This is a genomic window from Candidatus Villigracilis affinis, from assembly GCF_016705895.1.
Lineage (GTDB): Bacteria > Chloroflexota > Anaerolineae > Anaerolineales > Villigracilaceae > Villigracilis > Villigracilis affinis.
The window spans coordinates 61,887-75,357 of the sequence record NZ_JADJKT010000029.1 but is presented as its reverse complement, the minus strand read 5'-3'; the positions used below and the strand labels follow the sequence as shown (position 1 = coordinate 75,357).

Annotated in this window: 11 protein-coding genes and 1 tRNA gene; 2 read left to right on the top strand and 10 right to left on the bottom strand. The window is 53.2% G+C overall.

Annotated features, from left to right (window positions below; all coding sequences use genetic code 11):
- The first annotated feature begins 5 nt into the window (after positions 1 to 5).
- Both IPI86_RS13885 and IPI86_RS13880 read left to right on the top strand, forming a co-directional pair.
- Positions 6 to 1,079, top strand: coding sequence for a hypothetical protein (locus IPI86_RS13885; protein WP_345298608.1), 1,074 nt, complete (start codon positions 6 to 8; stop codon positions 1,077 to 1,079).
- The gene (locus IPI86_RS13880; RefSeq protein WP_345298607.1) at positions 1,076 to 2,758 is read left to right on the top strand and encodes an AMP-binding protein; all 1,683 of its coding nucleotides are present in this window, start codon (positions 1,076 to 1,078) and stop codon (positions 2,756 to 2,758) included. Before IPI86_RS13885 ends, IPI86_RS13880 begins: the two co-directional genes overlap by 4 nt.
- Before the next feature lie 77 nt (positions 2,759 to 2,835).
- Here the strand turns inward: IPI86_RS13880 and IPI86_RS13875 are convergent, their stop codons facing one another.
- The 10 genes from IPI86_RS13875 to IPI86_RS13830 form a co-directional block, all read right to left on the bottom strand.
- Entirely contained in the window at positions 2,836 to 3,426 is a 591-nt protein-coding gene (locus IPI86_RS13875) for a hypothetical protein (RefSeq protein WP_345298606.1), read from the bottom strand.
- A 60-nt stretch (positions 3,427 to 3,486) separates the two neighbouring features.
- On the bottom strand, positions 3,487 to 4,542 hold the full coding sequence (locus IPI86_RS13870; RefSeq protein ID WP_345298605.1) for a hypothetical protein: 1,056 nt from the start codon (positions 4,540 to 4,542) through the stop codon (positions 3,487 to 3,489).
- A gap of 4 nt (positions 4,543 to 4,546) precedes the next feature.
- Positions 4,547 to 6,304 carry a glutamate mutase L gene (locus IPI86_RS13865; protein WP_345298604.1) on the bottom strand — a complete coding sequence of 586 codons (1,758 nt, stop codon included), beginning with the start codon at positions 6,302 to 6,304 and terminating at the stop codon, positions 4,547 to 4,549.
- Between the two features lie 2 nt (positions 6,305 to 6,306).
- Positions 6,307 to 7,017, bottom strand: a complete 711-nt coding sequence (locus IPI86_RS13860; protein ID WP_345298603.1) for a hypothetical protein — start codon at positions 7,015 to 7,017, stop codon at positions 6,307 to 6,309.
- 1 nt (position 7,018) lies between these two features.
- On the bottom strand, positions 7,019 to 10,108 hold the full coding sequence (locus IPI86_RS13855; RefSeq protein WP_345298602.1) for a hypothetical protein: 3,090 nt from the start codon (positions 10,106 to 10,108) through the stop codon (positions 7,019 to 7,021).
- A complete protein-coding gene (locus tag IPI86_RS13850; RefSeq protein WP_345298601.1) occupies positions 10,108 to 10,716 on the bottom strand; it encodes a hypothetical protein in 609 nt (202 codons plus the stop codon). The genes IPI86_RS13855 and IPI86_RS13850 overlap by 1 nt, the downstream gene beginning before the upstream one ends.
- Positions 10,716 to 11,453 (bottom strand): DUF6754 domain-containing protein, encoded by a 738-nt coding sequence (locus tag IPI86_RS13845; RefSeq protein ID WP_345298600.1) that lies wholly within the window; start codon positions 11,451 to 11,453, stop codon positions 10,716 to 10,718. The genes IPI86_RS13850 and IPI86_RS13845 overlap by 1 nt, the downstream gene beginning before the upstream one ends.
- A complete protein-coding gene (locus IPI86_RS13840) occupies positions 11,450 to 11,707 on the bottom strand; it encodes a hypothetical protein (RefSeq protein WP_345298599.1) in 258 nt (85 codons plus the stop codon). The genes IPI86_RS13845 and IPI86_RS13840 overlap by 4 nt, the downstream gene beginning before the upstream one ends.
- A 63-nt stretch (positions 11,708 to 11,770) precedes the next feature.
- Positions 11,771 to 13,021 (bottom strand): glucose-1-phosphate adenylyltransferase, encoded by a 1,251-nt coding sequence (locus IPI86_RS13835; RefSeq protein WP_345298598.1) that lies wholly within the window; start codon positions 13,019 to 13,021, stop codon positions 11,771 to 11,773.
- A 351-nt stretch (positions 13,022 to 13,372) separates the two neighbouring features.
- A tRNA-Leu gene (locus tag IPI86_RS13830) sits at positions 13,373 to 13,455 on the bottom strand.
- Positions 13,456 to 13,471: the final 16 nt, after the last annotated feature.

The following is a 13,471-nucleotide window of genomic DNA, read 5'->3' as shown; positions in this document are numbered from 1 at the left end:
ACGTCATGTCCGCCGAATCCACTTCACGCCAGCGGTATTCCCAAGCCTTTGTCCTGCTCTTGCTGGGCGGCCTGCTCTTTATCATGGTTTCGAGCAGCCTCGTTGGAGTTTCAGATTTCGAAAACAACCTCATCCTGAAGAACCTGCTCATCGAAAAAGCCAACTGGCTGCGCCTCAAAATCGGAGATAGGGTCTTTCCCAACGTACTCATAGGGAAAGACGGATGGATGGAATACACAGGCGATGGAAATCTTAATGATTATCAGAATGCGATCCCAATTCCCAAAAATGGCGAAAAAATTCTTGTAAAAAGACTGGAATCATTCAACCAATATCTACAGGCACAAGGTATTACGCTATTAATTGTAATCGCCCCAAACAAAGCCAGCATCTATCCAGACAAACTTCCGGAACAGATAAAAATCCTGTCAGAGCAATCAAGGCTCGACTATATAGTCTCCCATCTAAATACAAACAACCTCCCCACAATATTAGACCTCAGGCCTGCATTACTAAATGCGAGACTTGAACAGGATGTTTTTTACAAGACAAACACCCATTGGAACGGATACGGTGCCTTCGCGGCATATACTGCCATTCTCAATGAGCTCTCGAAAACGCATCCTGAATTGCGTCCCTACAAACCTGAAGAACTGGATTTGGGCACAAAACGCGCCACCGTGCAGGACATCGCCAAACTATTGCAGGCCAACTTCATCAAAGAGCCGCACTTCTTCTACATGCCCAAAGGCCATCCCGTTCAATCGCTCACGCTGATAGATTATTACGGCTTCAATCACATCACCTCTGTCGATGATGAAAACCTGCCCACCCTGCTGATGATCCACGACTCGTTCGGCTACCGCTTCCTCAATGAATACATGAGTATGAATTTCGAAAAAGCTTATTTTATTAACAGCGGAGAAGATACCCCCATGTATCTAAACCGCGCAGCCATCGAGCAATTTAACCCGGATATAATCGTCATCGAAATTGTGGAACGAAGTTTGAAAAACCTCAATAACTATCTTTCCCAATTCGATTCCCCCATCAAGTCTTATAAAGAATCCCAAAAATGACCACGCTTGCCGACCTGATCCATCAAAACTATAGCAAGAATCCCGAAAAGGCCGCCATCATCCTCCAGCATGCAGGGCAGGATGACAAACCCGTTTCTTATCATGACCTGGTAACAGGTTCTGCGCGATATGCCCGTACCTACGCCGAAGCAGGGCTTCAACCCGGCGAAGTGATCATCCTCATTTTGCAGCACGGCGAAGACCTGGTCTATTCGTTCTGGGGAGCTATCTTGCATGGCGCAATTCCCGCCATCATGCCCTTCCTTACCGAAAAGCTCTCCCCCGAGCGCTACCGCGCCGATCTCGCCGCACTCCTTTCGGTAACACAACCGACCGCCATCGTCACTTATCCCGAATTCGAATCGGATATTCGATCCGCAATGACAGCAGATAGTTCCGTCCGCACGGTTTTGCTCACCAGCCAACTCGCGCCCGAAACCGAGCCTGATTTCAGTCAACTGCGCGGATTGCATTGCAAGCCCACCGACATCGTCCTGCTCCAGCACTCTTCAGGCACCACAGGCCTGCAAAAAGGCGTCGCGCTTTCGCATGAGGCTGTGCTCAATCAACTTAACGCCTATACCCGCGCCCTTCAACTCACCAGCGACGATGTCCTCGTCTCGTGGCTTCCGCTGTATCACGATATGGGACTCATCGCGGGCTTCCTCATGCCCATCCTCATGGGCATCACCCTCGTTTTGCAATCGCCGTTCGATTGGGTGCGCGCGCCGCATAAATTATTTCAATCGGTCAGCAAATACAAAGGTACGCTTTCGTGGCTGCCGAATTTCGCCTACAACTTCTGCGCGCAAAAGGTCCGCGAGCGCGACCTCGAAGGCGTGGATCTTTCGTCGTGGCGCGTCATCACCAATTGCTCCGAGCCCGTCAAATGGGAAAGCCATCAGGCCTTTTTTCAACGCTTCGAAAAGTACGGCTTGCGTGAGTCCGCGCTCAATTGCAGTTACGCCATGGCAGAGAATGTTTTCGGGGTCACTCAAACCCCGCTCGGGACAAAACCAGTTACCGATGAGATCGACCGCGAGTCCTACATCAACGAGCGGATCGCAAATCCGCCTATGGATGGAAAACCCGCGTTGAAGATGATGTCTTCGGGACGCGCGCTTCCCAATACCCGTTTGCTGATCCTGTCTGAAGATGGAAAGCCCCTCCCCGATAAAGTGATCGGCGAGATCGCCCTGCAAAGCGACTGCATGTTGACGGGTTATTATCACCGCCCCGACGCCACCGAAAAAGCGCTGCGCGATGGCTGGTATCTTACGGGAGATTACGGCTACACCTTGAACAGCGAGGTCTTTGTGGCGGGCCGCAAAAAGGATATGATCATCGTCGGCGGCAAGAACGTGTATCCGCAGGATCTGGAATCGCTGGCGTATGAAGTGCCTGGCATCCACGCAGGACGCGCCGTTGCATTCGGCATCGAAGATGCAAAAGCAGGCACCGAAGAAGTGGTCATCGTCGCCGAAGTGGATACCGAAAATCCCGAAGAACGTCAGCGCATCGCCGACGCCTTGCGCAAACACATCACCCAAAATTCCGCCATTGCCCTGCGCCACGCCCACATCGTTGACCCAAAATGGATCCTTAAAACATCCAGCGGCAAGACCGCCCGCTCCGCCAACCGTGAAAAATTTTTGCAGGAGCTAGAATCATCGTCGTAGCAACTTCAGTCATTAAAACGAAAACAAAAACGGGATGGCCGCATAGCATGCCATCCCGTTTGCATTTCAGGAATAAATTATCGAATAGTTTCGGGGGAAGTGCGCAGTCTGCGAGCCAGCAGGATCACAATAACAAAAGCCAACGCCATGACCACGATACCCGGCAACCCGAACTCATCGGCAAAGCCGGTGTTTGGCAGGGCTGTTGAAGTGGGAGGCACAGTACTAAGCGCTGCAAGGGCAGCCTGCGTATATGCCGCACCAATGGTGGCGGTCTGAGCAATGGACGTGCCATTCAAACCCGCAAACGCGGGGTCAGGGGTGGGTGTGGAAGACGCAACACCTACGGGAGAGGTCGGGGTGATCGTAAAAGTGGTTGTGGCCGTCGGCAAAATGGATGCTTCGAAGGTAGCCGTGATCGCGCGGTTCACCGTCTCATTGACCGCATTGGCGGTGGCTGTGGTGATCGCCGCATTGGCAACTTCGGTCTGCTGCACCGAAGCACTATTTCGTGATCCAAAAAACCATACCCCAGTTAGACAGGCAACGGAAATCAGGATGATCCCGCCCAAAATACCAACCGCAACCAAAAAGGTACGATTGTTATTTGATTCCTCTGGAAGAGGAGCCTCACCGTTATCATCGAAATTGGTTTCATCAAAAGACATGGAGCACTCTCCTTGTTATATCGCCTGTTATAGACGAATTATTTACAATAACTTTGAATATTATCCCACAACTTCAAGATTTACGAGAGGCACAACAACGGTTTCGCCATTTTCAAGTTTGACATCCGCCGCATGAGCATGCAAACCGCTTGGAAGTGTGGTCAATCCGGGCTTGATGGCTGAGATCACACCGATCATCCCCATCGCAGGTGGACGACGCATGCGCACCTGCAAACCCGGTGCGAAGGTTTCCACTTCACGCGAGGCAGGCGGTTCACTGGAAATGGGCAGGGTAATGATCACTTCCGGGCGGGCGCCGCTGTAACGGTCAAACACTTCCGCATTGACGGTCACATCGCGCTTGGCATTGGTACTAAGCAGCCTGAACGCAGCCGAATTCATCGGCATGGAGCCAAAGCCATCGGTTACGACAATGGGATAACGCATTTCACGCGCCAGTTGAATGAAGGATGGATACAGACTTGAAAGGATCAATCCACGCACGGGCAGTTCAGCCGCAGCTTGTAACGCCTCAGCATCCTTGACCATGCCTGCCAGAATAATGGAACCGCGCAGGCTTACATCCAGGCGGTCAGCGGTCAACACGCCATCGGGTTTTTCAGCAATGTTCACAAGCAGGCCTGAATCAATACGGCCATTTCCCCAGATACCCTGCACAAGAGCACCCGCAGTTTGTATGATCACACCGCGATTCGGGACGATCTCGATCACCGTGCCGGGAATACCGGCCCGCAGTTCGATCTTTGATTCGCCCACTTCGAGCAGAACCTGTCCGCCGCCCACTGCAGCGACACGTCCCTCACGCGGGGCACGCACAACACGCGGAAATAATCCCTCACCGATCGCCACTTCCGCGTTGGCTGGGACCATATCTTTAAAATTGAATTTGATCAGACGGTCGGCAACTTCAGGCCTCACATGAAGTTGATGAGCGACATTCAACAGCACATGCTCACGCGACCAGGTCGCTTCGGCGACTACATCTGTTGGGCTGACCTTTTGGTTAAGGCGCGCCAGCACAGTACCCGAAACCGGCAGAAGCCGTTCGCGCACAATGGATGTCAGGCCAACGATATGATGTACGGGCGCTTGCATGAGTCTATTCGCCTCCGAGAGTCCAATTCCATTTTTTGATCAATTCACGACGACGCACGCCATCCGCTGGCAGGTCGAGCGGACGTCCACGGCCATCGAAGACCACGCCCAACGCGCCGCCGCTGACAGGGATCGTGCCGCCACGACCGGGACCAAAGCCCACATCTGCGCCGCGCAAGCATTGGACGGTCAACTTGCCAGCCTCGCCGCTTGATAACGGCAGGGTTTCAAGACTTCCGTATTTCAAGTCCATGCGTGATTCGGTGCCGTTCTCATAAGTCAATGTGGCACGCAGAATGGGTGTACCGTAGGCGGCAGAGACCACCGGGGCAACTACGGTCCCCACGCTGAGGAACGCACCAGATTCAAGCACTTGAACGGGAAGAATATTATTTTGAGAAGCGGTCACACCCAACAAAGGCAACAGGTTATTTTGATCGATGATGACTGTGGTCACACCCACAGGTTGGATCGAGTCAAGAAGCAGAAGCAGGCCCTGGCCGGGGCGCGAAGCGTCGCTCAAGGCTCCGCCTCCTGCCAGAATCGGCTCAAAGAGCGGAGTCAAAGTCGGTTTGATGCCAGCCACGTTGCGCGGAAAATCGCGACGAGCCGATTGCATCGCAAGGTAAAGCGCCTGCCGCGCGATCGCCTGTGAAATGGCAAGGTCTTCCTTGGTGGCCGCGATCGCGGATGGATACATTGCTTTTTGATACATGTAATCGCGCAGCACGCCCGGCGAAACATCAAGCGAAGACCAGCGCAAAATATCTTCGAGCTTTGTGTAATTGAGCAGACCCGTGAGGTTCTCGCCCAATCCAAATTGCGGATACACGTTCAAGGTGGATTTGTCACTGAAGCCCGCTGAAATAATCGCGGCGGATGCACCGAGGTCCACACTCAAAATACCTTTCTTCGAACTGTAGACTTTTGCAAGAAAACGCACCATGCGTCCTGTTGCATAAGCGGTCGGAAGTAAATGTCCACCAGACCAACTATCCAAAAGGTCAACGCCTCTGATCTGACGCTTACGAATATTGATGGTCATACGTGCTAGTTCGCGCTGGGCAGGTTCGAGATCTTCGGTATCGAGCGAGGGGCGCACATTCGGGCTGAAATGCAATGAGGTCGCAAGCGAACCGATCAAGGTCTTGATCTCTTCCTCGATCTTTTCGTTGCCTGCATACAAAACAGCGGGGCGTTTATCATCCGGCATCGTGAAACTCGCGAGGCCGATGGGTTCGAGCAGTTTTTGAATGGAGCGGGAAGCGCCGCCATCCGTTCCGCCTGCGATCACGATCAAGTCGGGCCTGGCGCGCAGAACGGCATCGATCTGCTGATCGGGTTTGCGGCGGTCGCTGATGTTGAGGGTCTCAACAATGCGCATGTATGTGGATTCTGCAAGACGGCGCGCGCTTTCGAGCGAGACATCTTTGAGCAATCCCACGAGGACCGTTCGAATGGTCGGGCCAGCGGACAGGGTCGCCACCAACGCATCCACACCGGACCCGTTGGGCTGGCTCGGCGTAATCAGATTACGTGAATTATCAAGCAGGGCTCTACCTAAAATCGCCTGCAAATTCCCGATGGCATTACGAACGCCTTCACTCACATCCTTGTACGGCGCTTCAGCGGTGGAAGGCGCAATACCAGAAGCCACGAAACGATACTCCCCTTCGACCACGTCGAAGAAGACCGCTCGGGTATTGGCTGCGCCAACATCTATGGCGAGAATGGAATTACCGTCAATCAGCGAGGAAGCCATAATTATTGGAAGTTCCCAAGGAAACTGGTAATGAAATTAACCAACGAACTGAAGCGTTCGATCAACGCGGTCAAAGCCGCGGAATATACGCCTGCAAACACAACGCCCAATGTAATGCCGATGAAGATACGTCCCACCCAGGCAAACAATTCGATCAACCCAAAGCGGTGCATGGTGCCGTCTGCCTTGGCGCGTGCACCAAAGTGGAAATAAATAAGCGTGAAAACCGTGCCAGCCAGAACGATTGAGCCGTTCGTGATCGCCTCAAGGAAGCCGATGTTACGCGCACCTGCGGCAACGATATCGAACGCATTGATGGCACCCATGATCTGTGGGATCAATGTGCCAGAGAGAGAGCCCGCAATTGCCACCGCCGCCCCCACACCTACAATGAAAGCCATCACGATGCGCGCCAGCCCGGCAAGGCGCGGCGAGATCTTCATCAGGATCAATGCCAATCCAAATAGGGGCACCAGCAATAATCCCTTCTCAAGCGGGGAAATGGCACCGAATAACAGCGGATAAAACAACTGCGGCCAGATGACCTGCCAAAAGGCAACTACAGCAATGTAACCGGAAGAAACCCCCACAAAAATATATACCGCAATGCGAAAGAGAGGATTATCTCCCAGCACATAACTGAAGATGAGAACCGTAAATAAAAAGCTGATCGCACCAACGATCAAATCAAGCATTTGAGGAGTGAGAACCATGCTACTTTGCCTCCCTGGCTGCAGCGCGGTCACGCAGACCCAAAACGAAATTCCACAGACCGCCAAGCACGATCAAGGCCATGGCAAGCAACAGGCCGATGTTGTACGCATCCCAATATACACGGGTGGTGCCCGGGCGATTGAGATTGTTCTGCTCGAAGACAGCGCCGTCATACAAACCGGAAATCATGCCGCTGATCTGCTGCGAGTCATAATACGGGCGGATCATGGGCGCAGCCTGTGCGCTGGAGATCACCACCACTGGAATTGTTCCACGCGCGGAACTGGTCTGCTCGATCCATGCGCGGGCGGAATCGGCGTTATCCGTCACAATGACGAAGGCCGTAAACTGCGAAAGTGATGTGATATTGCTCCACGGGTCAGCCGTCCATGCCGGGGTGAGATTGAAGTCAAATAAAACGCTTTCAGTAATGCCGCTGTTGAACAAATACGGAGTGCTTCTACGCGGGTCCTGTGAAAAGGCATGGATGCCCATCTGTCCACCGGGCAGGTAACCCAGATTCATATATTCGATCCCGCTTTGATATTGGTGCCCGGCCAAAGGTCCAGTGGAAATGAAGCGCTCTGCCAAAACCGCACCCGACTCACTGGTGGAGATAAAGGTAAATCGCGGATGATGCAGCAACAGCATCTGGTCGAACATCGGTGCAGCTGTTGCTTCCATTTCGCCTGCACGGGCGGGTTCGAAATCGAAGGCCACCAACACAGGCGCGCCTTCCGGAAGTAACTGGGCCACATCCAACGCTCCTCTTACTGCGAAGGCTGGCTCGCTTAAGGGCAGGGTGAAGGTCTGCGTGCGCATGATCAGGATCACAGGCAAAATCAGGAAGAACAACGCAACAAGGAACCAGCGCAAACCGCGCGAACTCTTCAGTGTAGTAAACGATGAAAGCGGAACGGGAGCGGTCTCTGCAGCAAGGATCTGCTCAAGCAGTGCGGCATGAGCTTGTTGTTCATCACTGGCTTGCAAACGGATCGAATAGGCTTTTGGCTTGCTCGCCGGAGAAAAACCCGGCACGGCGGGCAGTACACCCTGCAGCCCCGCCAACGCACCGCGAGACTCGAGCGTCTGATCGCTGGAGAGTGAACCTGATGAAGAGGATGGCACGCCAGAATCCACCGGGCGCATGGCTTGTACCCACGAAGGCAACTCGCCGGGCGCTATCGCATCGGTATTGGTGATCGGCGCCGGGGAAGAGGAAGCCGGTGCAGCTGTATCGCCTGCATTTGAAAGCCAATCGGGAAGGTCGGTAAATAGCTCATCAATGTTGCCGCCCGAATTGTCCGCAAAAGTAGGCTGCGCATCGGCAGGTTTCGATGAAGACTCAGGTTCCACGGATTGGATCGAGTTGAGCCAGTCTGGCATCGAAGCAGATTCTGCAGAAGCAGGCATCGCCGCCGGTGTTTCTCCGAACATGGATTCCTGTGGAGCGGAGGCCTTCAACCAACTCGGCACATCACCCAAAGAATCATCCTGCGCAGGCGCTGCAGATTCCGATGTCTTCGCACCGGATAACCACGAGGGCATCTCCAATTCATCGCCAGAGGTTGCACCTGCACCAGCCGCCCACGCGGGAGGCTGATCTGATAAAGTCTTTTCATCGCCGCCCGTTTGCAAACTCGCCAGCCACTCCTGATCGGAGGATGACGCGGGTGCGGATTTTTCAGGCTCGGCGCCTTTTAACCAGTCTGGAACATCTCCGGCAAAAAGGTCGGCAGACGATTCAGGAATTCCACTGGAAACTGGTTCTGAAAAACCAGCAGGCTCAGCGTTTTGAGATTGAACACCACGCAGCCAGTCTGGCGCATCATTTGAATCCGTGGGAGCCCCAAAAAGATCGTTGACATCGTCCGACGGAACACTGCTGCTTTGCACACCGCTATCGGCAGACATTGAGCGCAGCCAATCCGGCGTATCGTTTGAAGAAGCAGAAGGATCGCCAAAAAGATCTTGGGCATCATTAGACGGAACATTCGTGCTCTGCGCACCACTATCCGCAGCCATCGAACGTAACCAATCTGGCGTGTCGTTTGAAGAAGCAGAAGATGCGCCGAAAAGATCATCGGATTCATTTGCTACTGACGCACTACTTCCGCTTTGTCCACCATCGGTAGACATTGAACGCAACCAGTCGGGTGTATCGTTTGAAGCAGAACCGAATAGATCGTTTTCATCATGCGTCGGAGCATTGCTGGCTTGTGCGCCACCATCGGCAGACATCGAACGCAGCCAATCCGGTGTGTCAGTTGAAGCGGAAGATGCGCCAAAAAGATCATTTGAATCATTGGACGGCGCATTGGTCACCTGCGGATCACTCTCCGCAGCCATGGCACGCAGCCAATCTGGCGTATCACTTGAAGTGGAAGGGCCACCGAACATATCATTGGACTCGTTCGACGGCGTAAAGCTATCCTGCACGTCACTCTCTGCGGCCATAGCACGCAGCCAGTCCGGGGTATCGGCGCTCGATGCTTCCGGCTGAGGCTCCTGCGCTGGGGGCTTTTGAATTCCGCTTGCATCGCGGAACCAATCGGTTAATTCATCTTTTTCATCAGGCTGCGGGGTCGAAGCCAGCCCGGATAACCACGGCGGGGCATCGGGTTCACCCGCAGGCTGTTCATCCTGGGCAAAGTCGTTCTTCGCACCCATCTCCACCCAGCGCACCTCGGAAGATTCTGGCGGGGCCTTCTTGGGCTTCGGCGCATCACCAGTGAGGCTTGCAAGCCAGTCCGGAATATCCTCTTCGTCGCCGTCATGTGCCTGGGATTGCAGACCAGCTAAAAAGTCGACGGGCGAAGCGGGTTGTGGCTTCTGTGGCGGTTGTTCGGCTTGCGGGTCCCCTGTATTGAGATTCCGCGCTGAATCACGCGCATCCTTCAACCATTGCGGAAGGATCGGTTCGAGTTCAGCTGTATTCTTTTTGGTTGGGGCCTGGCCGGGTTTAAGGATTTCATCGCCATCCCTGGAAGAGCTGGGTAACGGGCCCAACCGAGTCTGGCAATTCTGACAGAACTCTTGGTCGGGCCGATTATTTTCGCCACAAACGGGGCACTTAATGAGGTCAGCCATTAGTTACCCCCGTAAGGCCGGTCGGTGCCGAATAAAACGCGCAAACCAGTAGTGAGGATGCCAAGCGAAACGCCGATCAAAATACCGCGCGCGCCGCCCAAGGCCAGCACCTCTGTCACCCAGCGGGAGAAATCACTGACAAGGGGAATTGCACCAAAAGGCAAAGAAGCAGTGCCCAAAATAACGAACGCGGCTGTCACCAAAAAGATGATGCTCATGAGATCAACACGACGGCGCAACAAGCGGATCGCCGCATAAAGCAGGGAAATGGTCAGCAGACCCATCAATGCAGCTTCGGAGGGGACGATGATCCCGCTCACCACCATCTTCATAATGGTGTGTCCGGGCCGTAGAATGATTCCAAATATTAATGTCGCCACCAGGCTGACAACGAGCAAAGCACTGTAAACACTTCCCTTTTCACTGCGGCGTACTTTGTCGGAATGCACCAGGATCAAGTTGAAAACGCCGACGATCGCGGCCGCCCCGGCGAGGATGATGGCCCAATTCAACAAAAGGATCTGCAATCCTGAAAATGCGGGAATGAAATACCCGAAAAGGACCAGAATCCCAGCAGTAATTGCGATAAGTGCTGTGAATATTCGCATTAGAAGATCCCCGCTAATTTGGCGAATGCGCCGCCCAGCAAGGCGACGATGATGGTCCAACGCAAAATATCCTGAACGGTCAGGCTGGCTGTATGTGAAGCGCCCGCACCGAGATAGGCACCTGCCGCAAATAATTCCTCGCCGATCAAAGCATCCTGAGTGTTTGCAAATAGGACGGCCTGCCCGGCAAGGTCATCACTCGCGCCGATCACCGTAATGTTCTCACGGTCGGAGGCTTCGGCAAGTAATGCGGCTTCGGGTCCGAAATGACCGAGCATGATGTTCGTGGAAACATTTTCGTTCTGTGAAATATTCATCGCCCCGGCGGCATACCCGAATGGGGTCAGACCCGTAACACGCCCGGTCGTGGGAACATAGAGTTCCTCCACACCAGCGGCTTGATAGCCAGCCTGCAAAGTATCCTGTGCAAGCAAACCAAGCGCGGGGTCACCGGCAGAAGCGACCGCAGGTTCATCGCTGACAGAAGTTCGCTCTGCAATGTAACGTAGCACGGCCAGCCCGGCCAAACCGGAGCCGCCGCGTGAATCGAGAAAACTGCCGCGCCCAAGTGAAATATGCAGGCGCGTACCATCTTCAACGCTCAAACCCAGTGTGCGGAACAGGCGGGTCAGGGCGGGAATGTCTCTTAATTTCGCAGGGGATTTGCGCTTCCAGAGTGTGATCGTCAATAAAAGGATCGCACTGACCGCAAGGATCGCCAACTCAAGGATCTTCACGATGCGGCTCCATCTTTAACCAGAAAGGATGCAAATGCTTCGCTATCCTCTTCAAGGGTCACGGCCAAAGCCATGAGTTGATCGCTCTCGATCAAACCACGGCCAAAATAAAGCGCCTGCGCTCCAAGCAGGGCAAGAGGACTTCCTGCATCAAGGAGCGAGGCGGCAAATTCGTGAAGCTGATAACGGCGCAGGGTTTCTGCCCAGCGCGGCCAGTATTCGCGCGATGGCTTCATATAAAGCGAGTATAGCATAATTTTATTGATGTCTCGCGCAAGGGTTGATAACAAGTAAATTGCAGATCAGGAAACAACCCTTTATTCAGGACCGATCTGCGTTCCAGACTCAATCACCATATCCTTCGGGATCACGACAACTCCATCGCGGACATACCATTTCGCATGATCGATATCGGTGTTGCGCGGGAACGGGCGGATGGTGACGTTGCTGCCGATGCGCACGTTCTTATCCAGGATCGCGCCTTCGATATGACAGTTCTCGCCGATACCGATAGGCAGGCCTTCGTCATCACGCTCGTAATAATCGGAACCGAGCATGATGGTGTCTTTGATCACGCATCCGCGCGAGATCTGGCTGCGAATGCCGATGATGGAATGTGTAATATCGGATTTTTGGACGCGGCTGCCCTCGGCGATCAACACATCGCGGATCTTGCTGTCTTCAACAATGGAACCGGGCAGGAAGCGTGTTTCGGTATAGATGGGAAGTTTCGGATCGTAAAAATTGAACGGGGTTTCCGATGTGGTCAGGGCAAGGTTGGTTTCATAAAACGAGCGGATCGTTCCAATATCCTGCCAATAGCCGCTGAAATCGAAGCCATAGACGGAGTAGGATTGGATCGCCTGCGGGATGATATCGCCGCCGAAATCATGGAAGCTGGGGAAGTTCGACAGCAATTCCATCAACACGCGGGTCTTGAACATGTAAATACCCATCGACCCCAGGAACGGACGCACCACATCATCACGGCTGATGAATTTATCTTGAGTTTCAACATCCTTGGGTTTTTCCACAAAGGCGGAAATGCGGCCATTCTTCTCGCGCTTCAGGATGCCCAAACGTGAAGCTTCGTCGCGCGGAACAGGCTGAACCGCCACCGTAATATCGGCTTTTGTATCCCAATGATATTCGGCCATTTCCTTGTAATTCATGCGATAGAGATGATCCCCAGCGAGGATCAACACATTCTTCGCACCGCTGGATTGTATCTCGAGCGTCTGCTTTCGAACCGCATCGGCCGTGCCTTGATACCAGTCGGCGCTTTCAATAGTCTGCTCCGCCGCCCAAATCTGCACCCATCCAGGATGGAATGCGTCGAAATGATAGGTATTCGTAATATGGCGGTGTAAAGACACCGAATTGAACTGGGTCAGCACTGCAATGCGATAGATCCCCGAGTTAATACAATTGCTGATCGGAATATCAATGAGGCGATATTTTCCCGCGATCGGAACCGCAGGCTTGGAGCGCATCTGCGTCAAGGGATACAAACGTGCACCGCGGCCTCCACCCAAAATCACTGCCAAGACTTCATTCAACGAGGGCATAGTAGTGTCTCCTGGGTGTATTTTACTGTTTTTTTGGCAACTTGCTAAGACACGCTTTTCTGCTTTACGCTTATTATTTTTCGCACGCGATGCACAACATAAACGATCGGATACGCCAGCAAGATCAGCAGGTCTATGACGGCGAAGAATAGATAAAGCTTCATCACACACCTCCTTTTTTACGATTCATATAACACAGTAAAACTTTTCGACATAACTGTTACACATATTATTTTACAGTTTTAAAAAGGGTTGTCAACGCGATAAGACTCAATATATATAAAACTCAAACGTCCTCCCGTAATGGGAGGACGTTCGGGTTATAATACCGCTTCGGGTATTTTGTGCCAGTGCCGAAGGAGGGAATCGAACCCTCATTCCCGTAGGGAACACGATTTTGAGTCGTGCGCGTCTGCCTATTCCGCCACTTCGGCTTGTGGTTACTGAGCG